Source organism: Rickettsia sp. MEAM1 (Bemisia tabaci) (genome assembly GCF_002285905.1).
In the GTDB taxonomy this organism is placed as follows: domain Bacteria; phylum Pseudomonadota; class Alphaproteobacteria; order Rickettsiales; family Rickettsiaceae; genus Rickettsia.
In genome coordinates, this window is sequence record NZ_CP016305.1 from 1,097,920 (window position 1) to 1,123,499 (window position 25,580).

Genomic DNA, 25,580 nt, shown 5'->3' on the forward strand with positions numbered 1-25,580 from the left:
ATTTTACCGCTATGCATATTACTCAAGCCCCGAATAGACATCGTTTTCCAGCAAGCATTATTAGCCATACAGTATGGTTATATCATCGCTTTAATAATAGTTACCGAGATGTTCAAGAGCAGATGGCTTATCGAGGTATTATATTAAGTCATGAGACTGTAAGGTTTTGGTGTTATAAGTTTGTAGTTTATTTTCAAGATGTTATTAGTAAGAGAGAGCGAAAGCCAACTGATAAATGGCATTTGGATGAGATGAATATCAAGATCAAAGGTGAAGTATTCATATTATGGAGAGCTGTTGACTCTGAGGGACATGAATTAGAAGTATTACTGCAGAAGCGTCGTAACAAGAAATCAGCTATTCGCTTTTTATCAAGATTATTGGGTAATTATCCATGTCCAAGGGTTATTGTGACTGATAAGCTAAAAAGCTACATTAAACCAGTTAGGTATATGTGTCCTAGGACTAAGCATCGTACCGATAAAAGACTAAATAATCGGATTGAGAATGCCCATCAGCCAACTAGGAGAAAAGAGAAGATACTGATTAAATTTAAGCATCCTAATTCAGCACAATGTACATTATCACTGATGGGAAAAGTCAGAAATATATTTGCTGTAAATGTTGGAAGATATACTAAAACAGCATCTGAGCAAAGAATTGCATTTGCGTCCGCTAAATCCATTTGGGATGAAGCTACTCAAAGACTTCTTGCTGTCTGAAATCTAAAAATATAGTACTTTGTGACACTAATTTACTTAACTTGACGGTGCCTACTAATTTACAAAATTGGGCAAATGGAGAAATCGTACTTACACAAAAAATCTGACAGACCCTTTGCGTCCGCTAAATCCATTTGGGATGAAGCTACTCAAAGACTTCTTGCTGTCTGAAATCTAAAAATATAGTACTTTGTGACACTAATTTACTTAACTTGACGGTGCCGTTACATGATATCCTGCCTCAGCAGTAGCTCCTGCAAGTGCAGTAGCTGCAGCTCCAGCTCATGCCATTCTTGTGCCTTTAAGTTTAGGATCATCCTTTAATATTTTTCTTGTCTTTTTTTCTTCTTGGGGATTTGAGGGTGCTGGTTGTTCCTGCTCTTGTACAGGTTCAGGATTTTGTACATTAACCCCTTCAGGCGTATTTATAGAAGGTTTAAGTTTATTACTTTCTTTGGCTTTTTTTACCCCCTCTTCAGGCGAATTAATAGACGACTTCAAACTTTCCTTACTCATAAATTCTACCTTTTACCCATTGCGTAACTAGTAATCAGATTTTTAATAGGCTTAAAGTTATTTATCGCTTTAAACCCTATTTGTCTTAAATACCTTAAACTTTTTGAATGATTTGAGAAAATATTATTAAGCTCATCAGTTAGCTTATACATGATAAAATTATCTGCTTGTCTTGATTTTTGGTATTCTGATAGCGGTAAATTATTACTTACTACACTAATTAAGGATTCAATATCCTTTATACCTTGATTAAGCCCCTGCCCGGCTAATGGATGCACAATATGAGCACTATCGGCAATAAGTACTATCTTGTTGTGAAAATATCTATTTGCTATACGAGCTTTGAGAGGAAAGCCATTTATTTCACTATCAATAGTAATTTTCCCAAGTGAATTACCAGCATTTCTTTGCGTTAAGAATCTAACCTCTTCAATAGGCAGCTGCATAATTAAAGCAGCTTGGGCAGAAGAAGTTGACCATATTACAGAAGAACTATGTTGATCTTTCATCGGCAATAATGCAAAAGAACCTAGAGGCAAAAAATGCTCCATAGCACAATTCTCATGGGGTTTTTCATGCTTAATATTAAATACTAAAGCTGTTTGATATGGCTTTTCTATTTCATTCGCAAAATAATGTGATCTAACTTTTGAATTGCTCCCATCACATATAATTAGTAAATTACATTTAACGTGGGTTTCATCATTAAACTTAATAATAGAATATTCGTTATGGCTTGTAACTTCTTGATATTCTTTATTATCAGTTAATGTTATAAGTGGATTATCAATTATTTTTGATAGTAAAATTTTTTTAAAATCATTATTTTGAACTACATATCCTAAAGAGCTATCATTCCGTAACTCCAATATTTCAGGAGCTTTATTATCAACTACATATACATCTTTCATGTGGCTTACAAACTCTTCCAGCTCTTGCCACACATCAATGGAAGATAAAAAATCCTTAGAATAAGGCGTCAAAGCTGTTGTTCTAATATCATTAAAGAAATTAGGACTTTTAACAGATTTACTTTCAAATATAGTAGTTTCTATACCCTTTTTTGCAAAAGTAAGAGCGGTTAGCATACCACTTAAACCACATCCCAAAATAACTTTATCAATCTGCTTTGTTTTTATCTGATTCATATATGAAATATTTTAAATAACCATTTGTAGCTATAAAGCTCAATAAAAAATAAATAATTGCTATATCTAAATATGAGCTATTGCCTAGATAAAATCCTAAGCAACAAATAAATAAACTCACCACACTAGTTAAACTATTTAGAATTAATAGCTTAGTAAAAATATCCGTTTTTCTGATAAATAGATAGGTTATTAAAGAAATAAATAAAGAAATGATAATTAGAAAGATATTAATCATAATTAATTTGCTATGTATTTAAAGGGCTTGTTGAAAAACGTCATTGCAAGAAGGCGTTGTTTCGTAGATCAAAAAACGCCCTAAGGTAGTCATCCCGTGGCTTGTCCTATAGTATCGGACAGTTATTATTCTATGTCATTCCCGCGGAGGCGGGAATCCAGAAAAATAAACATAAAAGCAGCAAGTTTTTTAAATTAAAAGCTCGATTTATCTCACTTTATGCTGGATCCCCGCCTACGCGGGGATGACATGGTACACATTTTTCGATCCATGTAACAATGCCTCCTCGCAATGACTAATCAAAACCTGTATTATAATAATCCACTATAATATTACAAACTGCAAATAAATTTAATTAAAAATACTTAAATAATTTTAATATACGTAACTGTTTAACTGGCACCGTCAAGTTAAGTAAATTAGTGTCACAAAGTACTATATTTTTAGATTTCAGACAGCAAAGGAGCTGCTCCTCTATGACGAGGTAAATTAGACGGATGAATATTAAGGCAACCATATTTTTTAGCATCTAGAATATTTTGCGGAATAATAAAACCATACGCAATAACGACTATTATATCAGCATCGATACTATTAATAAGATTTGCAGCTTCTTCATTACGAAGCGTTGTAGGAGTATAGACAGGGATTTGAGTCTCATCAGCTAATTGATGTACAGGAGATTTAGTTTCGTTAAGCCCCCTACCCTTAGCTTTAGGTGGTTGTGTAAAAGCTGCAACAACTTTATGATTTGAATTTATTAATTTGGTAAGAGCAGGAACAGCAAACTCAGGCGTCCCCATGAATATTATCTTCACACTATATTTTTTTTGAGTTTTCTAAGCTTACGAAGAGCTATATCGCGTTTCATACTACTTAGATAATCGATCATTAGCTTTCCTTCCAAATGATCATACTCATGTTGAATTACTCTTGCAAGCCAATCATTAGCTTCGAGTTCTTGTGGTTTGTTATGATAATCTAAATATCTGATTTTTATAGATTCTGATCTTGCTATCTCATAACGTTGTTCAGGTACTGAGATACATCCTTCATTAGCTATAACAAGCTCTCCTGATTTTTCTATTATTTCAGGATTTACTATAAATAACGGATAAAAATCTTTTGGTCTTTTAATCGGATCATGATCTTTTATATCAATTACCATGATACGTTTTAGTACTCCAACCTGCACGGCAGCAAGCCCTCCTCCCTCTTCGTGATACATAGTCTCAACCATATCATCCATGAATTTTCGGATTTGGTCATTAACCTCTGGAACGGCTTGAGATTTTTGTTTTAACCTTTCATCAGGTGCTGTAACGATAGGTAGTATTGACATATTTTTCCATCTAATATTTAATCAATTATATCACAAAACCCTTAAAATGTAAAGAATACAAACTAACATAAGCTTTGTAATATATTTAAGTATACCCACTCTTTATTTAAATACAGTATACTTAAATGATTTGGAGAATTGGAATGTAAAACAAGGGGCGAGCACGCACAGCCTATACTTAATAGGTGAGCATGCGAGTTCCCCGAAGTTTTGCAGAGCCAATTCTTCAAATCATTTGAGTATATAGTTGCATAATAAACTCACTTGCTTACAATATTTTATTGAGTTAATAATATTTATTAAAAAATAATGGCAAATATCAGATAACATGTTAAATAAATAAGCTTATATGACAATTAAAGAGGAATACACTAATGCATTGGGATGATATCGAGGAAATTGCCGAACATCTTGAAGATAATTACAGCGATGACTATAGACCGAATATGGCACAAACCTTACTAAAAGAAATGATTACTTCTCTAGAGGATTTCGAAGATCAAGAAGTAGAAGTTTCAAAAGAAAGATTAGAAGAAATTTTAGCAGAATGGAAAAAAATAAGGGGAGTGATGCAAGAAAACGAGTAATAATTATAGAACTTTTCAGGTAGTTTATGGATTAACTTTATAAAAATATAAAGAGTCAATCATAATTTTTGTGTAAATTGTTAAAAATCATTTTCTAATAATTCATTTAAAGAGGGTGTCAGGAAGTTTGTGTAAGTTGTAAAAATAGTTAAGAATAAAAATAACATAAACAACTTACATGGAGCTAATATGAAGAACAATAACAAAGTATCAAATCCAGCTATAGAAAAATTAGTATCAGAAATACTATCACAAAGTGATCCATCTGAAATATTTGGTAAAGAAGGGATATTTCAGGGAATTAAAAAGCAGATAGTAAATAAGATTTTAGAGAAAGAAATGAAATCTCATATAGGTTATGAGAAACATTCTAAAAATGAGAAATACTCAGATAACAGACGTAATGGTAATTATGAAAAGACTCTAATAGATCCAGAAGGTCGTAAATTGACAGTAGAAGTGCCAAGGGATCGGGATGGAGAATTTGAACCTCAACTAATTCCAAAAGGAGTGCGTAAATTTGAAGGATTTGATGATAAAGTAATATCCTTATATGCTCGGGGAATGACCATTAGGGAAATACAAGGGCACTTAGAAGAACTATATGCCACCAAGGTATCATCTGAGTTAATATCAAAGGTAACTGATGGTATTTTAGAGGAAGTAACTGCTTGGCAGAATAGAGCACTTGATAATGTATATCCTATAATGTACTTAGATTGTATTCATGTTAAGGCAAGAGATAATCATGTAATAATAAATAAAGCGGTTTATCTAGCTATTGGAGTGAATATGGAGGGCAAGAAAGAGCTATTAGGAATTTGGATAGGCAAGAATGAAGGGTGTAAATTTTGGATGCAGGTAGTAACAGAACTGAAGAATCGAGGAGTTGCACAAATATATGTTGCATGTGTTGATGGTCTTAAGGGTTTTCCAGAGGCGATAAATAGCATTTTTCCAAAGACGATAGTGCAGTTGTGTATTGTTCATATGGTAAGAAATTCTGTAAAATACGTATCATACAAAGATCTAAAAGCGGTAACAGCTGATTTAAAAGCAGTTTATTCTGCAATAAATGAAGCAGAGGGATTAAGAGAATTACAAAACTTTGCCAAAAAATGGGATGAAAAATATCCAGTGGGTCTGTCAGATTTTTTGTGTAAGTACGATTTCTCCATTTGCCCAATTTTGTAAATTAGTATCACAAAGTATAGCAAATTGATTTAAAGCCATCGCCCAATTCTTAATAGGCATTGTCCATTTTTTAGAGGCATTTGTCAACGCCAAAAAGATTATTTTCTGAATCGATTTGTCATCTGGAAATACTCCTTTATTTTTAATAATTTTACGAATTTGACGGTTAGTGGATTCAATAGCATTAGTAGTGTAAATCGCCTTCCTAATGTCTTCCGGAAAGCTAAAAAATGGAGCTATGCCAGACCAATTTCGTTGCCATATGTCAAAAATAACTGGATATTTTTCATCCCATTTTTTGGCAAAGTTTTGTAATTCTCTTAATCCCTCTGCTTCATTTATTGCAGAATAAACTGCTTTTAAATCAGCTGTTACCGCTTTTAGATCTTTGTATGATACGTATTTTACAGAATTTCTTACCATATGAACAATACACAACTGCACTATCGTCTTTGGAAAAATGCTATTTATCGCCTCTGGAAAACCCTTAAGACCATCAACACATGCAACATATATTTGTGCAACTCCTCGATTCTTCAGTTCTGTTACTACCTGCATCCAAAATTTACACCCTTCATTCTTGCCTATCCAAATTCCTAATAGCTCTTTCTTGCCCTCCATATTCACTCCAATAGCTAGATAAACCGCTTTATTTATTATTACATGATTATCTCTTGCCTTAACATGAATACAATCTAAGTACATTATAGGATATACATTATCAAGTGCTCTATTCTGCCAAGCAGTTACTTCCTCTAAAATACCATCAGTTACCTTTGATATTAACTCAGATGATACCTTGGTGGCATATAGTTCTTCTAAGTGCCCTTGTATTTCCCTAATGGTCATTCCCCGAGCATATAAGGATATTACTTTATCATCAAATCCTTCAAATTTACGCACTCCTTTTGGAATTAGTTGAGGTTCAAATTCTCCATCCCGATCCCTTGGCACTTCTACTGTCAATTTACGACCTTCTGGATCTATTAGAGTCTTTTCATAATTACCATTACGTCTGTTATCTGAGTATTTCTCATTTTTAGAATGTTTCTCATAACCTATATGAGATTCCATTTCTTTCTCTAAAATCTTATTTACTATCTGCTTTTTAATTCCCTGAAATATCCCTTCTTTACCAAATATTTCAGATGGATCACTTTGTGATAGTATTTCTGATACTAATTTTTCTATAGCTGGATTTGATACTTTGTTATTGTTCTTCATATTAGCTCCATGTAAGTTGTTTATGTTATTTTTATTCTTAACTATTTTTACAACTTACACAAACTTCCTGACACCCTCTTGACATATGGCAACGAAATTGGTCTGGCATAGCTCCATTTTTTAGCTTTCCGGAAGACATTAGGAAGGCGATTTACACTACTAATGCTATTGAATCCACTAACCGTCAAATTCGTAAAATTATTAAAAATAAAGGAGTATTTCCAGATGACAAATCGATTCAGAAATAATCTTTTTGGCGTTGACAAATGCCTCTAAAAAATGGACAATGCCTATTAAGAATTGGGCGATGGCTTTAAATCAATTTGCTATACTTTGTGATACTAATTTACAAAATTGGGCAAATGGAGAAATCGTACTTACACAAAAAATCTGACAGACCCATCATCTGGGAAAACCCCTTTATTTTTGATAATTTTACGGATTTGTCTATTTACCGATTCTATCGTATTGGTAGTATAGATTACCTTTCTAATCTCTTTAGGGAACGCAAAGAAAGGTACTATACCACTCCAATTACGTATCCATATATAAACAGCTCTCCATAATATGAATACTTCACCTTTGATCTTGATATTCATCTCATCCAAATGCCATTTATCAGTTGGCTTTCGCTCTCTCTTACTAATAACATCTTGAAAATAAACTACAAACTTATAACACCAAAACCTTACAGTCTCATGACTTAATATAATACAATGAAAATAAACTATTTTATCCTTGCACGATTGAAAGAATTGTTATATATAATTTGTTATCCCTTAAAGGGGGGTGTAGCTCAGTTGGTTAGAGCGTCTGCCTGTCACGCAGAAGGTCGCGGGTTCGAGTCCCGTCACTCTCGCCACATGCGACAACTAGAAATTTCTTGCAGTTTATCGAACGGAAAAGCCAGAGAGTAAAGCACTTTTCCGTCCATTAGTGCTAGGTTCGAGAAGATAAAATTTAAAGACTCCCTTTTTTCGTCAAAAGTCGAACCTCTAAAAATTCTGTTACAAAATTCGTGTTCATATTTTAAATTTTTATACTGCTTGTGAATTTTATAGAGTTAGAAATAGGAACAACTATTGCTGCAAAAATCTTATTAATTTTTGCTAAAAAATAACGCAATTATAAAAATAAAAACAAATTATAATTAGGTTTAAAGAAAGTCTTAAATAACTCTAATTAAGTTATTACTATAAGATAAAACGGCACCGTCAAGTTAAGTAAATTAGTGTCACAAAGTACTATATTTTTAGATTTCAGACAGCAAGAAGTCTTTGAGTAGCTTCATCCCAAATGGATTTAGCGGACGCAAATGCAATTCTTTGCTCAGATGCTGTTTTAGTATATCTTCCAACATTTACAGCAAATATATTTCTGACTTTTCCCATCAGTGATAATGTACATTGTGCTGAATTAGGATGCTTAAATTTAATCAGTATCTTCTCTTTTCTCCTAGTTGGCTGATGGGCATTCTCAATCCGATTATTTAGTCTTTTATCGGTACGATGCTTAGTCCTAGGACACATATACCTAACTGGTTTAATGTAGCTTTTTAGCTTATCAGTCACAATAACCCTTGGACATGGATAATTACCCAATAATCTTGATAAAAAGCGAATAGCTGATTTCTTGTTACGACGCTTCTGCAGTAATACTTCTAATTCATGTCCCTCAGAGTCAACAGCTCTCCATAATATGAATACTTCACCTTTGATCTTGATATTCATCTCATCCAAATGCCATTTATCAGTTGGCTTTCGCTCTCTCTTACTAATAACATCTTGAAAATAAACTACAAACTTATAACACCAAAACCTTACAGTCTCATGACTTAATATAATACCTCGATAAGCCATCTGCTCTTGAACATCTCGGTAACTATTATTAAAGCGATGATATAACCATACTGTATGGCTAATAATGCTTGCTGGAAAACGATGTCTATTCGGGGCTTGAGTAATATGCATAGCGGTAAAATCTAGGATAAATTGTTACTGCTATTCTATAAATCATTCCCTGTAATTGCTCAATACTTAATTTATACCTCCCTTAACTTGACGGTGCCCTATTTGATAATAAGATTTTTCTTGGTTCATAATACTAATTTTTAATTATAATTGTTGATAATATATTTTGATTATAAGGTTCTTGCAAGTGATAAGAGCGTCTTTTGCTAGGGTATTTTGCTGGGTTTACATAAGTATCTTCCGCAATTTTTTTAATATCTTTAACTCCTGTTTGCTTAAGCTGTAATTCTACAAATCCTGGTAAATCAAACATATAATGATTTTCTTTTTTTGAATTTATAAAGAATTGCTTATTATTAATATCTTTATCTAAAAAAGCCTTATAATATTCTGCATCAACTTCATATGATCCTTGTGCTATAGCAGGACCTATTAGTGCAGCCAAATTTTTTGCACCTTTTTCTATCATCTTATTAACTATGTTATGGATAATACCGTTTATAGCACCTTTCCATCCTGCATGTGCTGCTCCAATTATTTTACCATCACCGCTTGCAAGTAACACTGGTACACAATCTGCACTTTGCACTGCTAGAACTAAATTTTTTCTAGTAGTAATACTGCCATCAGCTTCAGGTGTAATAATAGAATTATTATCTGCATCAATAATATCTATATCATGAACTTGATTTAAAATTAGAATATCTTCTGCTTTAAAATAATCAGTTATGGCTTTTTTGTTTCTTATTATTTCTATTTCATCTATAGAATTATTTTTTTTTACATATCTATGACTAGAATCCTTGAATGTTCCGTCAAAAATTTTATAATATACTAGTCCGTTTATTAGTGCTTCCATGCAAATATCCTATAATAATTTTATTAATACCTTATCTAATAACCTACAAAAAAAGAAACAGCTAGAAAAAATCATTTTCCAATTTCATAAAGATTATAATTTAATACCTATCATCGGGGTAGAAATAGAGTTTTACTTAAGCCCTAATATTGATATATCTAAATTTGAAATACTTGCAAGAAAATATTTAACGAAGTTTAAAATTTCTAAAATAAAAAAAGAAAAGGGTAATAATCAATTCGAAATAGATCTTCCTCCATCCCATGATTTAGTAAATTATGCAAAAATGATACTTAAAGTTAAAAATACTTTAACAAAAATAGCTGAATATTTAAATGGCTATACGGATTTTTCTCCTAAACCTTTTTTAAATGATTATGGGAATAGTATGCATTTCCATATAAGTTTTGATATAGAATCTGGCGATTATATAATTTTAGCAGCACAAGGTTTATGTCATTATATGCTAGATACTCTACTTGCTTTTATGCCGCGTAGTATTGATTATTTACGCCTTGACAAAGATTTTATGGCACCGACTCATGTATCTTATGGAGGAAATAACAGAAGTGTAGCTATTAGAACTCCAAATGTTGCTCCTAAACGTTTAGAGCATCGCTTATCTTCTCCTGAAACTGATCCTTACATAGCAATTTTTACTATTTTAAAATCTATATTATTATCTTTAAAATTTCCAAATTCAATTAAAAAAACAGAAAAGATTTATGGAAATGCTTTTGATCCGCAATATAATTTAACACCATTACCAACCTCAGCTCAGGAAAGTTTTAAGCTATTTAAACCAGAGTTCTTTAGATAATATGTAAACTTCTTTTCTTTCAAAAGGAGTATTTATATTTAAAACTACTATTAATGAAGAAAAAATCAATTGGCATGCTATTGATTGGCAAATTATTAATAAAAGAGTTAATAATCTTAGGAAATGTATTTCTATATGCCTAGCTTGGCTTACTGCTTATTTGACTCCTAACTTTTGAAGTACATACAAGAATCAGCTTATTATCCATTAGAGGTATAAATATTAGCAAGTTCTACGTAATTTCTTACATTATCTTGCATCTCTTCTAGCTCTTGATCTGTTAAATATCTAACGAATTTTGCAGGGCGACCCATCCATAATTCTTTAGATTTAATTATTTTTTTAGGAGGTACAAGGCTTCCTGCAGCAACAAAAGCATATTCTTCTATTACTGCATAGTCCATTATTGTGCTACTCATACCAATAAAGGCATTATTACAAATGATACAAGCGTGAATAAGCGATAAATGACCAATAGTTATGTTATCGCCTATTTCTACAGGACCATTAAACCTTGAAGTATGAATTACACTGCCGTCTTGTATGTTAGTATTATTCCCTATCTTTATTGATTCAACATCTCCTCTTAAAACAGTGTTAAACCAAATGCTTGAATTACTTCCAATTTTAACATCCCCTATTATAGAACTACTTGGAGCAATATAGGCTGTTTTATCAATGTTAGGTTTAATTCCTTTATAGGGGATAATAATCATTAATTATAATCTACCCAAGAAATATTACCATCTTTACGATAATACACTATATTTATACGATTATTATTAACGTTCTTAAATACTACTGCTGGTAAATTTTCTAAATCCATTTTCATTACTGCGTCTTTTACCGATAGCTTTAATATTTCTACAGGTTTTTCAGCAATAATTATTGGATAATTAGCATCATTTGTATCATTAGTATTTTCTTGATCTTGAGGACTAATAATATATTTAGTACCCTCAGAATCGATTTCAGATATTTTTACTTTACCTGTGTGATGATTTTTTAGTTTTGATTTATATTTTCTAAGCTGCTTTTCGAGTTTTGCCATAGCTTTGTCAAATGCTACATATATATCATTGCATCTCTCGTTACTCTTAACGATATTATGCTTACCTGAACCATATTTTGCTATAATATCGCATTTAAAATTTATTCCTTCTTTTGAATAATGTATATCTGCACTTATTATATCAGAAAAATATTTTGTTAGAACTTGGTTAACTCTTTCTTTTGAATATTCTTGTAAATTATTACCAATAGAAATATGTTGTCCTGAAACTGAAATAATCATAAATAACCTTATAGCTTGAAATTAGAACTATAACGTAAATATTAGTTATAGTGTGTATAGATGTTACCTAGTAACATCTATACACTTAATTTATATTTAGCGTAATTTCAAGCTTTTATTACAAAATAAATCTCTTTCATGGGTAACTGATTTATTTTGTTGTAGTCTAATTAAGCCCTTAGTAATTTTTCTTACTAAAGAGGGTTCTATCCCTGCTTCAAAACATATGGTAATAAAATCTTCATTATCTACAAAAATCCATTTCTTAGACGCATCTTCTGCTTTTTTAGCCTCTTTTTTTGGAGAAGTATTAGTTGAATCGATTATTGCTTGCATAATAATAGCAAGCCTAAGTACAATATCAGGTAAAGGATTATGAAATTTTAAGCGTTCAAAAGGGGTGGCTAATTTAATAACGGATGGTTTTGTCATATTATACTCTTAATGTCCCCCTTCGGGGATCAAAAATCCCTCGCCTTTAGGCGAAGGGAAGATATAATGAAATTGCTTTAGCAATGAATTTATATCAAGAAATATGAGAAGTTATAGAAAGAATAGTCATAGTCAGTATGATTTAAAAGTGCATCTTATATGGATACCAAAATATAGGAAGAGAATATTGATAGGCAAAGTATCGGAAAGGACTAGAGATTTACTGAGGCAGATTTGTATGGAACATGAAGTACATATAATTTCAGGGAAAATATCATGTGATCACGTACATATGTTTATCTCATATAAGCCGCAAATATCTCTTAGCAAGTTAGTACAGTATTTAAAAGGCATTAGCTCAAGAATTTTATTGCAAGAATTTACTCATTTACGAAAACAATTTTGGGGCAATCATTTGTGGGCTAGGGGCTATATGGCAGTCAGTTCAGGTGGCACCGTCAAGTTAAGGGAGGTATAAATTAAGTATTGAGCAATTACAGGGAATGATTTATAGAATAGCAGTAACAATTTATCCTAGATTTTACCGCTATGCATATTACTCAAGCCCGAATAGACATCGTTTTCCAGCAAGCATTATTAGCCATACAGTATGGTTATATCATCGCTTTAATAATAGTTACCGAGATGTTCAAGAGCAGATGGCTTATCGAGGTATTATATTAAGTCATGAGACTGTAAGGTTTTGGTGTTATAAGTTTGTAGTTTATTTTCAAGATGTTATTAGTAAGAGAGAGCGAAAGCCAACTGATAAATGGCATTTGGATGAGATGAATATCAAGATCAAAGGTGAAGTATTCATATTATGGAGAGCTGTTGACTCTGAGGGACATGAATTAGAAGTATTACTGCAGAAGCGTCGTAACAAGAAATCAGCTATTCGCTTTTTATCAAGATTATTGGGTCATTATCCATGTCCAAGGGTTATTGTGACTGATAAGCTAAAAAGCTACATTAAACCAGTTAGGTATATGTGTCCTAGGACTAAGCATCGTACCGATAAAAGACTAAATAATCGGATTGAGAATGCCCATCAGCCAACTAGGAGAAAAGAGAAGATACTGATTAAATTTAAGCATCCTAATGGCACCGTCAAGTTAAGTAAATTAGTGTCACAAAGTACTATATTTTTAGATTTCAGACAGCAAGAAGTCTTTGAGTGGGTCTGTCAGATTTTTTGTGTAAGTACGATTTCTCCATTTGCCCAATTTTGTAAATTAGTATCACAAAGTATAGCAAATTGATTTAAAGCCATCGCCCAATTCTTAATAGGCATTGTCCATTTTTTAGAGGCATTTGTCAACGCCAAAAAGATTATTTTCTGAATCGATTTGTCATCTGGAAATACTCCTTTATTTTTAATAATTTTACGAATTTGACGGTTAGTGGATTCAATAGCATTAGTAGTGTAAATCGCCTTCCTAATGTCTTCCGGAAAGCTAAAAAATGGAGCTATGCCAGACCAATTTCGTTGCCATATGTCAAAAATAACTGGATATTTTTCATCCCATTTTTTGGCAAAGTTTTGTAATTCTCTTAATCCCTCTGCTTCATTTATTGCAGAATAAACTGCTTTTAAATCAGCTGTTACCGCTTTTAGATCTTTGTATGATACGTATTTTACAGAATTTCTTACCATATGAACAATACACAACTGCACTATCGTCTTTGGAAAAATGCTATTTATCGCCTCTGGAAAACCCTTAAGACCATCAACACATGCAACATATATTTGTGCAACTCCTCGATTCTTCAGTTCTGTTACTACCTGCATCCAAAATTTACACCCTTCATTCTTGCCTATCCAAATTCCTAATAGCTCTTTCTTGCCCTCCATATTCACTCCAATAGCTAGATAAACCGCTTTATTTATTATTACATGATTATCTCTTGCCTTAACATGAATACAATCTAAGTACATTATAGGATATACATTATCAAGTGCTCTATTCTGCCAAGCAGTTACTTCCTCTAAAATACCATCAGTTACCTTTGATATTAACTCAGATGATACCTTGGTGGCATATAGTTCTTCTAAGTGCCCTTGTATTTCCCTAATGGTCATTCCCCGAGCATATAAGGATATTACTTTATCATCAAATCCTTCAAATTTACGCACTCCTTTTGGAATTAGTTGAGGTTCAAATTCTCCATCCCGATCCCTTGGCACTTCTACTGTCAATTTACGACCTTCTGGATCTATTAGAGTCTTTTCATAATTACCATTACGTCTGTTATCTGAGTATTTCTCATTTTTAGAATGTTTCTCATAACCTATATGAGATTCCATTTCTTTCTCTAAAATCTTATTTACTATCTGCTTTTTAATTCCCTGAAATATCCCTTCTTTACCAAATATTTCAGATGGATCACTTTGTGATAGTATTTCTGATACTAATTTTTCTATAGCTGGATTTGATACTTTGTTATTGTTCTTCATATTAGCTCCATGTAAGTTGTTTATGTTATTTTTATTCTTAACTATTTTTACAACTTACACAAACTTCCTGACACCCTCAAATTTTCCACATAGTATCTCAAATTGATTGAAAGCAAGAGACCATTCTTTAATAGGCATGGTCCACTTTTTTGCAGCATGTTTAAGAGCTAAGTAGACAATTTTTGTGATAGATTTATCATCTGGGAAAACCCCTTTATTTTTGATAATTTTACGGATTTGTCTATTTACCGATTCTATCGTATTGGTAGTATAGATTACCTTTCTAATCTCTTTAGGGAACGCAAAGAAAGGTACTATACCACTCCAATTACGTATCCATATATCAGAAATAACTGGGTATTTACTATCCCATTTTTTAGCAAACTCTTCTAATGCTAAATTAGCCATATTCTCATTATTTGCTGTATAGATTTGTTTTAAGTCAGCTGCTACTTCTTTAAGATTTTTGTAAGAAACGTACTTTAAAGAATTACGTACCATATGTACTATACAAAGTTGTACTATGGTATTTGGGAAAACACTGTTTATTGCATCTCTAAAACCTTTAAGACCGTCAACACATGCTACATAAATTTGTTCTACACCTCGGTTCTTTAATTCGCTTACAACCTGCATCCAAAACTTTGAACCCTCATTCTTGCTAATCCAAATACCCAAAAGCTCTTTCTTGCCTTCTATATTTATACCAATAACAAGGTAAACAGCCTTATTTATAACTATATTATTATCTCTTGCTTTTACCATGATGCAATCTAAATATACAATTGGGTATATTCTATCTAATGCTCGGGCTTGCCATCTTATTACCTCTTCCATAACTCCATCTGTAATAGTCGAGATAAGCTCCTTAGATACTTCTGTATGATACATTTCCTCTAAATGGGATTGAATCTCACTCATGGTCATACCTCTTGCATAAAGTGAAATAACGCTATCATCAAATCCAGTGAATCTTCTAACTCCCTTAGGAATTAATTGAGGCTCAAAACTATTGTCTCTATCTCTTGGAATATCAAGTACTATCTTTTGACCACTGTCATCTATTACTGTCTTTTCGCTCGTACCATTACGACGATTGCTATCTTGCTTTGATGCCTTGCTATGCCTCGAATAACCTAATTCATGACTTAGCTCGTCCTCTAGTATTCTCTCTACTAACCTCTTCTTTAATTGCTGAAACAATCCATCCTTTCCAAATAACTCTTTAGGATTAGATTGGGATAATATTTCCTCTACTAACTTATTATTTATATCTGCACTTCTAACACCAGCTTCTATTTTCTTAGCCATATTTTTTACCTTTGTTCTAGTTGTATTTTAACAGTATTTCTTTCTCTGTTGCTTTACAACTTACACAAAATATATGATAGACTCGACGCAAATGCAATTCTTTGCTCAGATGCTGTTTTAGTATATCTTCCAACATTTACAGCAAATATATTTCTGACTTTTCCCATCAGTGATAATGTACATTGTGCTGAATTAGGATGCTTAAATTTAATCAGTATCTTCTCTTTTCTCCTAGTTGGCTGATGGGCATTCTCAATCCGATTATTTAGTCTTTTATCGGTACGATGCTTAGTCCTAGGACACATATACCTAACTGGTTTAATGTAGCTTTTTAGCTTATCAGTCACAATAACCCTTGGACATGGATAATGACCCAATAATCTTGATAAAAAGCGAATAGCTGATTTCTTGTTACGACGCTTCTGCAGTAATACTTCTAATTCATGTCCCTCAGAGTCAACAGCTCTCCATAATATGAATACTTCACCTTTGATCTTGATATTCATCTCATCCAAATGCCATTTATCAGTTGGCTTTCGCTCTCTCTTACTAATAACATCTTGAAAATAAACTACAAACTTATAACACCAAAACCTTACAGTCTCATGACTTAATATAATACCTCGATAAGCCATCTGCTCTTGAACATCTCGGTAACTATTATTAAAGCGATGATATAACCATACTGTATGGCTAATAATGCTTGCTGGAAAACGATGTCTATTCGGGGCTTGAGTAATATGCATAGCGGTAAAATCTAGGATAAATTGTTACTGCTATTCTATAAATCATTCCCTGTAATTGCTCAATACTTAATTTATACCTCCCTTAACTTGACGGTGCCTTTGCTTCCAAAGCATATAATTTATGCTCAAAATCATCATTTTGTAGAGCTATACCAATAAGTCCTTTAGGATATAAATTAGCTATTATTTCGTTATAATCTTTTTGAGGATTATCTTTTAAAAAATTTTTATATGTTTTTAGAAATTTTTCTTTTGAGTGGGTTTGAACAAATTTTTTATTATCAAGCCTCATATTAAAAAAATCTTCTGTTCTACGTGCATTATCGGTCCAAAAATCATGCGGCATAAAATGCCTAATGGTAGAATCATTTGCATTATATAACAAACCTATACCTGTAAAAAATAAAGATATATTTACATCGGGTACGAGAAGGGTGGCACTTCTTCCTCTATTACCTTCACGTTCAATATTTTTATAATATCCGTCTTGACGATATTGACATAAGTATTTAGTCTCGTCTTCAATACGTCCGGTTCTTGCTATTATATTTGACTCTTCAAACAATTCTTGTAGCTGTTTATTGCTTATTTTTTTGCTAATGCCCTTAAAATCTTCTTCTACCTTATCTAATGCAGTCTTACCAATCTTATTCTTAATATTTATATCAGCTCCTAACTTTATTAGTTCTTTGATCATTTCCCCATTTTGTGCTCTTGCTAAAATATGTAAAACTGTTTCACCATCTGCATTTCTAGCATTAATATCAAAACCAATTGAGTTAATATCTTTTTACCATTATCATGATTTTTCTTTACTAAATATTCTAGTACTTCTTTATTCCCTCCAGTAGCAATATAATATAAATAATTTTGTCCATTTTTATCATTTATATTATTTAAAAATTCTTTTTTAAATAAATATTTTGTTGCAGTAAGGTTACCGCTTTCTAAAGCTTGACAGAATAGTTCATATCTATTTTTTTTAAATTTAGCATTATTTTTTATTAGCAATTTAAATATTTTAGAATCGTTAATACGAATAGCATATTCAAGAGGAGTAAAACCATAGTAATCGACAGCATTAGGATTAGCTCCACTTTTTATCAATTTTAGTACTATATTATGGATATTTTTAATATTGACTTGACGTTTATTAGCTTGAAGAATTGCATTATGTAAAGGAGTGCGTCCTAGTTTATTTTGAGCTTCTGTATTTGAACCGGCTTTTAATAAAATTTTTGCCATTTTTGATGTTTTTAGCATATGTAATGCAGTTTCACCCGTTATATCTTGAGCTTCAACATTAATATTGTGGTTAATTAATATTTGTGCTTTTTTAATGTTATTTCGTTCAGCAGCCTGATGTAATAATGTTCTATTAAATTTTCCTATAGTAGTATTAATATCATTTTCGGGTTTCAATAAGATTGAAAATAATTTATTATGTAAACGTGATAAAGCACGTAAATCCATAGAATTAATATTTATATTTGTTTTTAGCAGCAACTCAAATGTTTGATCGCTTGCTGAATTATACATAGCTAATTCAAATAAGTTTCTCCCATTTTGAGTTTTAACATTTATATTTGCTCCAGCATCAATTAGCAATTTTGCTAACTCTGGTTTATCATTTATAATAGCATATTGTAAAGGAGTTTTACCAAGCTTTCCACGTTTGTTTAAACTATCTATTTTTATAGTATTCGAACTAATTAATTCTTTAATGTCCCCCTTCGGGGATCAAAAATCCCTCGCCTTTAGGCGAAGGGAAGATATAATGAAATTGCTTTAGCAATGAATTTATATCAAGAAATATGAGAAGTTATAGAAAGAATAGTCATAGTCAGTATGATTTAAAAGTGCATCTTATATGGATACCAAAATATAGGAAGAGAATATTGATAGGCAAAGTATCGGAAAGGACTAGAGATTTACTGAGGCAGATTTGTATGGAACATGAAGTACATATAATTTCAGGGAAAATATCATGTGATCACGTACATATGTTTATCTCATATAAGCCGCAAATATCTCTTAGCAAGTTAGTACAGTATTTAAAAGGCATTAGCTCAAGAATTTTATTGCAAGAATTTACTCATTTACGAAAACAATTTTGGGGCAATCATTTGTGGGCTAGGGGCTATATGGCAGTCAGTTCAGGTAATATAACTGATGAAATGATACAGCACTATATTGATGAACAGGAAGGTGAACCTGTGAATGATGATCGATTTCTAATCGATTCCACTTTATAACCCCTCAGCTTATAGCTGAGGGTTGTTTAGTTTTATCAAGATCATAATCCTCTATAGCTTTTAAAAACTTTGCTTGGTTAATAGTATTAAATTTTATATTTGGTAGCGTAGAAACAGAAGGGGTTTTAGACGTTTGTAATAATACATGATCAGGCATAGGAGGTGGAACTGGTATAGAAGAATTTTTAGTATCTGAATTTAGATGTGATTTATGAGTTTCTTCCCAAGCTTTTATCTGTTTTGGGGTGGGTTTTGGAGCAACGGCAGGCTTTCCAGATTTTAATTTGGATTTAATATTCTTAATTTCATCTAGTAGTTTTGTATCTTTGTGCATAATAAACCTCAATAAAATATATTTTTTATTGAAATTATGTAGAAATAAAACTATTAGTTTCTAACTTTTTACAATATGGGACCTTAATTAGAAAAATTTTAAAATAACAATAATTTAAAAAGTTATACACTTTTTAAGAAAAAATAAGTTTTTTTTGTAATATAATAAATTAATATATATAATAATTATTATTAATGATGAGATATACCATGTACCCACTTATTAGACTTAGAAGAAATAGAAAAGCTGCTTGGCTTCGTGATTTAGTTGCTGAAACTACTCTTAGAGTAGAAGATTTGGTATTACCGTTATTTGTTGTAGAAGGGCATAATCAACGGCAAGAAATTAAAACTTTGCCAGATATATATCGCTTGTCTATAGATCAGGTGATAGAAACGGCAAGAAAAGCAGCTGATCTTGGTATCAAAGCTATAGCACTATTTCCGTGTGTTGATCAAAGTTTAAAAAACGAGAATGGTGACGAAGCTTATAATCTAGATAATTTAATGTGCCGTACTATAAGAAGTATTAAAAATGCTGGTATTGATATTGGAATAATATGTGATGTTGCACTTGATCCTTATACTACGCACGGGCATGATGGCGTAATACATAACGGCGAAGTGGATAATGATAAATCGGTAAAAGCCTTATGTAACCAAGCTTTAACTCTTGCAAAAGCTGGTGTTGATATTGTCGCTCCTTCTGATATGATGGATGGTAGAATCATGGCTATAAGAGAATATCTTGACAAAGAGCATTTTATCAATGTTGGGATTCTTGCCTATGCTGCAAAATATGCTTCAAGTTTTTACGGTTTATATCGTGATGCAGTCGGTAGTACTAAGAAAACTTATTTAGATAAGGCAAGTTATCAATTGGACATACGAAATATTAAAGAAGCAATGCTTGAGATTGAACATGATATAGCAGAGGGAGCTGATATGGTCATGGTTAAGCCCAGTATGATGTTTTTAGATGTTATTCGTGAAGCAGCTAATAACTTTAATACTAAAATCTTTGCTTATCAAATTACTGCAGAATATGCCATGTTAAAATTTGCAGCAAATGCTGGAGCTATAGATTTCGAAAAAGGTTTATTAGAATCATTAATTAGTTTTAAAAGAGCAGGGGCAAGCGGCATATTTACTTATGCAGCTCTTGAAGCAGCTGAACTATACCTTTGATACTTCAAAAGTTGGCAAGCCAAATTGTGGGATTCGTCTTTGCTCACGTAGTTTATCTACGCTTGTGCAGACTCACCGCTTACTTGACTTACCAACTTTTGAAGTATTTGCGTTATACTTAAGAGATAAATTATTTTAGAGAGGTAAAAATGGCTACAAGCAAGAAACCAGTATTAAAAAATGTAATTGAGTCTTTAGAGCCTGAATTAAGTTTAGATAAAAAATCAGCTTTTAAGGATTGGAAATTCTTAAAGCCTAAAAGTGGGGGGGCTAATGAAGCAGGGGAGTACGGTGGAGTATATCAAAGTGCGGATAATAACATTACTGCAATGATAAAACAAGAAGCTTCATCATCAAAAAATATAGCTGAATTTTTAGGGTCTAAATTTTTTGCAGCAATAAGCCCTGGTAATGGTGCTGAAGTTAGTTTAATTGCTCCAGATGGTTTTAGCAAATCTAAAAATAGTGATTCACAAATATATGTTAAATCTGAATTCTTTAAGAATTACAGTAGTGATATGTATGTGGATATGGATAAACATATGTCTGCTGAAACTAAACCAAGTTCTTGGTTTAGAAAAGATGGGGGCAGACCACTTTTTATGGGAGCCCGAAATAAATTATTTAGAACTTTAGAAAATGCTTTTAAAGAAGTTAAATATCAAAATTTTGAAAATATCATGCCGACAAGTTTGTTGATTGGTGATTTTGATATACATGTCGGAAATATAGGGGTTATTAGAGATAAGAAAAATCCAAAAATTTTACCTAAATTAGTAAGAATTGATTTTGCTGGTAGTTTTGATAAATTAACAAATCAAATTTATTCTCATTCAAGAATGAGGCATTTACCTGGCTTTGGTCCTACTAATCACTTTAGAGAATTTCCGTCTAAATTAAGAAGAAGTCCTGAACTTGGTGATAGTTTAATTGCGGCTTCCAAAATCAATTTAACTAAAACTATTAATGAAAGTTTTGATGAATTAACTAAATATTATAGCGACGAAGCAATAGCAGGTTTTGCTAAGCAGGCTATGCCAGGACGATTTAATAAATCTGAAAAAATAACCCCGCAGCAGGTTAAAGATAACTTATTAGATGTGATGCTAAAAAGACAGGAGTCTTTGAAAGAATATGGTCTTGAAATAAAGTTAACTAATGTAATTTCCAAAAAATACGATTACCCTTATTTTGAAATAAAAGAGCAAGAATTAAAATCGTTAATGAAAGAACATCCTAATTACTTTGAAAAAATTCTTAAAGGTGAAGAAGGAAAAATAGGAGGAAAGAAACTTAAATTACGAGACAAAGTTAGTTCTACTTTAAACAGAATTCTAGAAACTCTAGGGATTAGACCTAGTGCAAAAAAACACTTAATAAAAACTATAAAAAGCTTAAATGAAGAAATTAATAACGAAAAAGATTTAATAGATTTTTCAAAAGAAGTTGAGATAAAAAAGGTTAAAGCCCCAGCTAAAGAAAAAGCTAAAGCTAAAGAAAAACCAAATTTATTAGATTTAAATGAAGAAGATTTAAAAGCAATTAAGTATTTAAAAGAAGAGATTTTAAAACCAACAAAGCTAAAAGCGATAGAGACAACTAAGCAAGATTCAAAATCAAAAACTGCTCATCAGAAAGATGCTTTTAAAGCTAAAAAAATTATGCAAAAGTAAAAGCAAAGCCATAGTTAGGTTAAATTAAAATATGTCTAGCCGTATTTTTATAACTTTTTTTATTTTATTGAAAGAAAAGGCTAGACGTTAACAAAAAGATTTGTTATAAGGAATTATCTGAATTTTCCAGATGCTTCTAATGTTCCTCGGTAGCTCAGTGGTAGAGCAAACGGCTGTTAACCGTTCGGTCGCTGGTTCGAGTCCAGCCCGGGGAGCCAGTACCTACAGTCTGCTATTTTTTGTAGTTTATCAAACGGGAAAGCCCAGTTATAATCAAGGTTTCCGCCTCTTAATTGTAAGTTCAAAAATACAAAATTTAAAAACTCCCTTTTTTCTTTAGAATAATAATAAAGTTTAAATTATTAACATATTAATAATTTGATTGACAAAAAAATAAAATATGTGTATAATACGCATTAACTAAAAATAAATCAATTATTAGAGAGATTAATATGTTTAATAAACTAAATCGCTGTACTCTTGCTTTAATGTTACTAACTAGTAGCATGTCATTTTCTGGACCTTTATCTACCAATGTAGTTGATCCTAATTATGAATATTTCGATGACGATATTCTTAATGTGATAGAGAATCGTGTGGGCAATAATAATCCAAATATATACATTGCACCGTTATTTCCAATAAATGCTCCAGATGATTTTGTAGAATCAACTGCTATGAAAATCGCTAATAATTTAAATAATGGTAAAGTATCTTTAATATATAATAATCTTGGTGGTCATTGGACTGCATCAGTAATACGTAAAGATGCATCAGAAACGGCTACATTATATTACAACGATCCTAATGGTGGTTCATATACTTCTACATCATTACTTAAAGCAATAAGAACTTTAAGACCTGATATCCAATTACGTGACTTACAAGTATGTCAACAAAGTGATGGTACTTCTTGTGGAGCATTTACTGCTGAAGATCTTGTAGTTTTAGCAAAGATGAGTGATAAAAAATTGACTCTAGAATCAGCAAGAGAATTACTTTCTAATATAAAAGATGCCCAAATGCTTCGTAACAAACATGCAGGTATCGTTACTCAAGAAGATGAAGATTATTTTGAAGATGAAGAGGATGTTACTCAAGAAAATAGAGAGTATTTTGAAGATAAAGAGGAAGTTTTTAATTCGCCTAAAGATAAAAAATTTGCCGAGCAATTAAATAAAGCATTACCAGGTAGTGATGCAGAAAAATTTAGAGATAGTATTGATGAATTAATTGAGGAGCAGCAAGTAAAAGAAGCTTTTTCTAAGTTAATTGATCGTCCAAAAGAGCGAAATAGCGAAATTATACGTGCGGCATTAAGACATGCATTAACAGATACTCATAATTCTGCAATGAGTGCGATACATAGCAGGTTAAGTAATGGACCTTTAGTAGCAGCAGGTGATGATGATGTAGCTAATGATACATGGCAACATGGCGTATGGGCTAGGGTATCAATTAGTCACAGCAAAGATAAAGTAAATAATAAGGCAGCAGAATATTTTAGTGGTTATAAAACAAAAGGGCATAGTAATACTATAGGTGTTGATACCTTAATAAACGATAATCTACTTCTTGGTTTAGCGTATACTAACGCTTATACAAGCATAAAGCCGCAAAATCAAAATGCAGGTAATGTAGACAAAGCCAGAACTAATATGTTCTCATTATATAGTTCATATAATATACCAAATTATAATTGGTTTGTAGATGGTACTATATCTTATGCAGAAAGTGTTATAAGAGGTAAAAATGTACGTAATGGTAATGAAGTAGCATCAAGCAAATATAAATCACATTTATATAGCGGTAGCGTGTCTTTAGGATATAATTATCATACAAGTAATGACATCTATATTACACCAAGCTTAGGAATGACAGGTTCTTTAATTAAAGATTCTGGATATAAAGAAACTGGAACTAACGTTCAGAATTTAAATGTTGCGAAGAAACATTATAATAAGTTAAGCAGCACATTAGGAGTTAGAACATTTAAGAATATAAATCAAGGTAAGTTAACTATAACACCTGAATTATATAGCTTTGTTAATTATTCTCTGAAAAATAAAACTCCTAGTATTAATGCTCAATTGCAAGGTATAGATGAAACTTTACCAACAATTAACTTTAAGAGTAATAAAGTAGATTATAATTTAGGTGTCGGTCTTTCATTAAAACATAATATGATGGAATACGGCATTAATTATACTGCTACTTTTGCTAAAAAATACGAAGCACATTCAGGTAGTTTAAAAGTACGAGTAAATTTCTAATCTAATCCTATCTATTGCCAAGCGGTCTTTGACCGCTACGGCTCAAATTCTCAATTTTTCCTTTGTCATCCTGTGATGGCATTGCCCACGTGAATCAGTTTTTCCGTCATTGCGAGGAAAAAAATGACGACTCTCGATCCACGCGGGCAATGCCGCCACGGCATGACAGAGGGAACGGCACCGTCAAGTTAAGTAAATTAGTGTCACAAAGTACTATATTTTTAGATTTCAGACAGCAAGAAGTCTTTGAGTAGCTTCATCCCAAATGGATTTAGCGGACGCAAATGCAATTCTTTGCTCAGATGCTGTTTTAGTATATCTTCCAACATTTACAGCAAATATATTTCTGACTTTTCCCATCAGTGATAATGTACATTGTGCTGAATTAGGATGCTTAAATTTAATCAGTATCTTCTCTTTTCTCCTAGTTGGCTGATGGGCATTCTCAATCCGATTATTTAGTCTTTTATCGGTACGATGCTTAGTCCTAGGACACATATACCTAACTGGTTTAATGTAGCTTTTTAGCTTATCAGTCACAATAACCCTTGGACATGGATAATTACCCAATAATCTTGATAAAAAGCGAATAGCTGATTTCTTGTTACGACGCTTCTGCAGTAATACTTCTAATTCATGTCCCTCAGAGTCAACAGCTCTCCATAATATGAATACTTCACCTTTGATCTTGATATTCATCTCATCCAAATGCCATTTATCAGTTGGCTTTCGCTCTCTCTTACTAATAACATCTTGAAAATAAACTACAAACTTATAACACCAAAACCTTACAGTCTCATGACTTAATATAATACCTCGATAAGCCATCTGCTCTTGAACATCTCGGTAACTATTATTAAAGCGATGATATAACCATACTGTATGGCTAATAATGCTTGCTGGAAAACGATGTCTATTCGGGGCTTGAGTAATATGCATAGCGGTAAAATCTAGGATAAATTGTTACTGCTATTCTATAAATCATTCCCTGTAATTG

29 protein-coding genes, 2 tRNA genes and 2 pseudogenes are annotated in these 25,580 nt (G+C 32.0%); 14 read left to right on the forward strand and 19 right to left on the reverse strand.

The genetic code is table 11. The features are described from left to right. Positions 1 to 11: 11 nt before the first annotated feature. Positions 12 to 722, forward strand: a complete 711-nt coding sequence (locus BA173_RS05945) for an IS6 family transposase (RefSeq protein ID WP_095568243.1) — start codon at positions 12 to 14, stop codon at positions 720 to 722. Positions 723 to 1,004: 282 nt separating this feature from the next. On the opposite strand, the gene BA173_RS05950 is transcribed toward BA173_RS05945, so the two are convergent. The 5 genes and pseudogenes from BA173_RS05950 to def all read right to left on the reverse strand — a co-directional run bounded on the left by BA173_RS05950 (position 1,005) and on the right by def (position 3,966). Then, positions 1,005 to 1,238, reverse strand: a complete 234-nt coding sequence (locus tag BA173_RS05950) for a hypothetical protein (RefSeq protein WP_016948564.1) — start codon at positions 1,236 to 1,238, stop codon at positions 1,005 to 1,007. A gap of 5 nt (positions 1,239 to 1,243) precedes the next feature. Next, entirely contained in the window at positions 1,244 to 2,386 is a 1,143-nt protein-coding gene (gene ubiH, locus BA173_RS05955) for a 2-octaprenyl-6-methoxyphenyl hydroxylase (RefSeq protein WP_068042155.1), read from the reverse strand. Next, positions 2,358 to 2,624, reverse strand: coding sequence for a monovalent cation/H+ antiporter complex subunit F (locus BA173_RS05960; RefSeq protein ID WP_068042158.1), 267 nt, complete (start codon positions 2,622 to 2,624; stop codon positions 2,358 to 2,360). Before BA173_RS05960 ends, ubiH begins: the two co-directional genes overlap by 29 nt. Before the next feature lie 458 nt (positions 2,625 to 3,082). Continuing rightward, positions 3,083 to 3,442, reverse strand: a pseudogene (locus tag BA173_RS05965) (methionyl-tRNA formyltransferase); the annotation flags it as partial. Beyond that, a complete protein-coding gene (gene def / locus BA173_RS05970; RefSeq protein WP_016947658.1) occupies positions 3,439 to 3,966 on the reverse strand; it encodes a peptide deformylase in 528 nt (175 codons plus the stop codon). The pseudogene BA173_RS05965 and the gene def, both read right to left, overlap by 4 nt. Before the next feature lie 374 nt (positions 3,967 to 4,340). Here def and iscX point away from each other — a divergent pair, with 374 nt between their 5' ends. Together iscX and BA173_RS05980 are read left to right on the forward strand one after the other, a co-directional pair. Beyond that, positions 4,341 to 4,553 (forward strand): Fe-S cluster assembly protein IscX, encoded by a 213-nt coding sequence (gene iscX / locus BA173_RS05975; RefSeq protein WP_016947659.1) that lies wholly within the window; start codon positions 4,341 to 4,343, stop codon positions 4,551 to 4,553. A 189-nt stretch (positions 4,554 to 4,742) separates the two neighbouring features. Then, a complete protein-coding gene (locus tag BA173_RS05980) occupies positions 4,743 to 5,747 on the forward strand; it encodes an IS256 family transposase (RefSeq protein ID WP_095568320.1) in 1,005 nt (334 codons plus the stop codon). Here the strand turns inward: BA173_RS05980 and BA173_RS05985 are convergent. Then, a complete protein-coding gene (locus BA173_RS05985; RefSeq protein ID WP_068042377.1) occupies positions 5,700 to 6,971 on the reverse strand; it encodes an IS256 family transposase in 1,272 nt (423 codons plus the stop codon). The genes BA173_RS05980 and BA173_RS05985 overlap by 48 nt on opposite strands. 83 nt (positions 6,972 to 7,054) lie before the next feature. On the opposite strand from BA173_RS05985, the gene BA173_RS09030 reads away from it, so the two are divergent. After that, positions 7,055 to 7,219 carry a transposase gene (locus tag BA173_RS09030; RefSeq protein WP_095568355.1) on the forward strand — a complete coding sequence of 55 codons (165 nt, stop codon included), beginning with the start codon at positions 7,055 to 7,057 and terminating at the stop codon, positions 7,217 to 7,219. A gap of 153 nt (positions 7,220 to 7,372) precedes the next feature. On the opposite strand, the pseudogene BA173_RS08580 reads toward BA173_RS09030, so the two are convergent. Continuing rightward, a pseudogene (locus tag BA173_RS08580) lies at positions 7,373 to 7,516 on the reverse strand (transposase); the annotation flags it as partial. Between the two features lie 240 nt (positions 7,517 to 7,756). Between BA173_RS08580 and BA173_RS06000 the strand changes: the two are divergent. Continuing rightward, positions 7,757 to 7,833 (forward strand) — tRNA-Asp (locus BA173_RS06000). Positions 7,834 to 8,230: 397 nt separating this feature from the next. Here the strand turns inward: BA173_RS06000 and BA173_RS06005 are convergent. Continuing rightward, positions 8,231 to 8,941: an IS6 family transposase gene (locus tag BA173_RS06005; protein WP_095568243.1), complete on the reverse strand. Its 711-nt coding sequence runs from the start codon at positions 8,939 to 8,941 to the stop codon at positions 8,231 to 8,233. Between the two features lie 21 nt (positions 8,942 to 8,962). Between BA173_RS06005 and BA173_RS08845 the strand changes: the two genes are divergently transcribed. Next, the gene (locus BA173_RS08845; RefSeq protein ID WP_257789542.1) at positions 8,963 to 9,085 is read left to right on the forward strand and encodes a hypothetical protein; all 123 of its coding nucleotides are present in this window, start codon (positions 8,963 to 8,965) and stop codon (positions 9,083 to 9,085) included. Here BA173_RS08845 and pgeF read toward each other — a convergent pair. Continuing rightward, on the reverse strand, positions 9,075 to 9,800 hold the full coding sequence (gene pgeF, locus BA173_RS06010; RefSeq protein WP_016948651.1) for a peptidoglycan editing factor PgeF: 726 nt from the start codon (positions 9,798 to 9,800) through the stop codon (positions 9,075 to 9,077). The two genes, BA173_RS08845 and pgeF, sit on opposite strands and share 11 nt — an antisense overlap. Here pgeF and BA173_RS06015 point away from each other — a divergent pair. Then, positions 9,799 to 10,620 carry a glutamine synthetase gene (locus tag BA173_RS06015; RefSeq protein WP_068042067.1) on the forward strand — a complete coding sequence of 274 codons (822 nt, stop codon included), beginning with the start codon at positions 9,799 to 9,801 and terminating at the stop codon, positions 10,618 to 10,620. The two genes, pgeF and BA173_RS06015, sit on opposite strands and share 2 nt — an antisense overlap. A 200-nt stretch (positions 10,621 to 10,820) precedes the next feature. Here the strand turns inward: BA173_RS06015 and BA173_RS06020 are convergent, their stop codons facing one another. The 3 genes from BA173_RS06020 to BA173_RS06030 all read right to left on the reverse strand — a co-directional run bounded on the left by BA173_RS06020 (position 10,821) and on the right by BA173_RS06030 (position 12,346). Continuing rightward, complete coding sequence (locus BA173_RS06020) at positions 10,821 to 11,336, reverse strand: gamma carbonic anhydrase family protein (RefSeq protein ID WP_016948652.1); 516 nt, start codon at positions 11,334 to 11,336, stop codon at positions 10,821 to 10,823. Then, positions 11,336 to 11,914 carry a ribosome hibernation-promoting factor, HPF/YfiA family gene (hpf, locus tag BA173_RS06025; protein ID WP_016948653.1) on the reverse strand — a complete coding sequence of 193 codons (579 nt, stop codon included), beginning with the start codon at positions 11,912 to 11,914 and terminating at the stop codon, positions 11,336 to 11,338. Before hpf ends, BA173_RS06020 begins: the two co-directional genes overlap by 1 nt. Before the next feature lie 96 nt (positions 11,915 to 12,010). Next, a complete protein-coding gene (locus BA173_RS06030) occupies positions 12,011 to 12,346 on the reverse strand; it encodes a hypothetical protein (protein ID WP_016948654.1) in 336 nt (111 codons plus the stop codon). 103 nt (positions 12,347 to 12,449) lie between these two features. Here BA173_RS06030 and tnpA (BA173_RS06035) point away from each other — a divergent pair, with 103 nt between their 5' ends. Both tnpA (BA173_RS06035) and BA173_RS06040 read left to right on the forward strand, forming a co-directional pair. Further along, on the forward strand, positions 12,450 to 12,824 hold the full coding sequence (gene tnpA, locus BA173_RS06035) for an IS200/IS605 family transposase (RefSeq protein WP_095568322.1): 375 nt from the start codon (positions 12,450 to 12,452) through the stop codon (positions 12,822 to 12,824). A gap of 25 nt (positions 12,825 to 12,849) precedes the next feature. After that, positions 12,850 to 13,608 carry an IS6 family transposase gene (locus BA173_RS06040; RefSeq protein ID WP_198387180.1) on the forward strand — a complete coding sequence of 253 codons (759 nt, stop codon included), beginning with the start codon at positions 12,850 to 12,852 and terminating at the stop codon, positions 13,606 to 13,608. Here the strand turns inward: BA173_RS06040 and BA173_RS06045 are convergent. The 5 genes from BA173_RS06045 to BA173_RS08595 all read right to left on the reverse strand — a co-directional run bounded on the left by BA173_RS06045 (position 13,533) and on the right by BA173_RS08595 (position 18,586). Then, a complete protein-coding gene (locus BA173_RS06045) occupies positions 13,533 to 14,804 on the reverse strand; it encodes an IS256 family transposase (RefSeq protein ID WP_068042377.1) in 1,272 nt (423 codons plus the stop codon). The genes BA173_RS06040 and BA173_RS06045 overlap by 76 nt on opposite strands. Positions 14,805 to 14,858: 54 nt before the next feature. After that, a complete protein-coding gene (locus BA173_RS06050; protein WP_095568323.1) occupies positions 14,859 to 16,115 on the reverse strand; it encodes an IS256 family transposase in 1,257 nt (418 codons plus the stop codon). A 53-nt stretch (positions 16,116 to 16,168) separates the two neighbouring features. After that, positions 16,169 to 16,861 carry an IS6 family transposase gene (locus BA173_RS06055; RefSeq protein ID WP_095568324.1) on the reverse strand — a complete coding sequence of 231 codons (693 nt, stop codon included), beginning with the start codon at positions 16,859 to 16,861 and terminating at the stop codon, positions 16,169 to 16,171. 82 nt (positions 16,862 to 16,943) lie between these two features. Beyond that, positions 16,944 to 17,558, reverse strand: coding sequence for a hypothetical protein (locus BA173_RS08585; protein WP_232505916.1), 615 nt, complete (start codon positions 17,556 to 17,558; stop codon positions 16,944 to 16,946). A 20-nt stretch (positions 17,559 to 17,578) separates the two neighbouring features. Further along, a complete protein-coding gene (locus tag BA173_RS08595) occupies positions 17,579 to 18,586 on the reverse strand; it encodes an ankyrin repeat domain-containing protein (RefSeq protein ID WP_322101068.1) in 1,008 nt (335 codons plus the stop codon). An 89-nt stretch (positions 18,587 to 18,675) separates the two neighbouring features. Here BA173_RS08595 and tnpA (BA173_RS06065) point away from each other — a divergent pair, with 89 nt between their 5' ends. Further along, on the forward strand, positions 18,676 to 19,116 hold the full coding sequence (tnpA, locus tag BA173_RS06065) for an IS200/IS605 family transposase (RefSeq protein ID WP_095568239.1): 441 nt from the start codon (positions 18,676 to 18,678) through the stop codon (positions 19,114 to 19,116). Positions 19,117 to 19,120: 4 nt separating this feature from the next. Here tnpA (BA173_RS06065) and BA173_RS06070 read toward each other — a convergent pair whose 3' ends face one another. Continuing rightward, positions 19,121 to 19,450 (reverse strand): hypothetical protein, encoded by a 330-nt coding sequence (locus BA173_RS06070; RefSeq protein WP_068041903.1) that lies wholly within the window; start codon positions 19,448 to 19,450, stop codon positions 19,121 to 19,123. Between the two features lie 209 nt (positions 19,451 to 19,659). Here BA173_RS06070 and hemB point away from each other — a divergent pair, with 209 nt between their 5' ends. From hemB to BA173_RS06095, 4 genes are all read left to right on the forward strand, one after another. Beyond that, positions 19,660 to 20,637 carry a porphobilinogen synthase gene (gene hemB / locus BA173_RS06075; RefSeq protein WP_068041906.1) on the forward strand — a complete coding sequence of 326 codons (978 nt, stop codon included), beginning with the start codon at positions 19,660 to 19,662 and terminating at the stop codon, positions 20,635 to 20,637. 149 nt (positions 20,638 to 20,786) lie between these two features. Beyond that, positions 20,787 to 22,310, forward strand: a complete 1,524-nt coding sequence (locus tag BA173_RS06080) for a hypothetical protein (protein WP_016948486.1) — start codon at positions 20,787 to 20,789, stop codon at positions 22,308 to 22,310. 143 nt (positions 22,311 to 22,453) lie between these two features. Beyond that, positions 22,454 to 22,528 (forward strand) — tRNA-Asn (locus BA173_RS06085). A gap of 270 nt (positions 22,529 to 22,798) precedes the next feature. Next, entirely contained in the window at positions 22,799 to 24,583 is a 1,785-nt protein-coding gene (locus BA173_RS06095; protein WP_232505917.1) for an autotransporter outer membrane beta-barrel domain-containing protein, read from the forward strand. A 228-nt stretch (positions 24,584 to 24,811) separates the two neighbouring features. Here BA173_RS06095 and BA173_RS06100 read toward each other — a convergent pair whose 3' ends face one another. Continuing rightward, complete coding sequence (locus BA173_RS06100; protein ID WP_095568243.1) at positions 24,812 to 25,522, reverse strand: IS6 family transposase; 711 nt, start codon at positions 25,520 to 25,522, stop codon at positions 24,812 to 24,814. Positions 25,523 to 25,580: the final 58 nt, after the last annotated feature.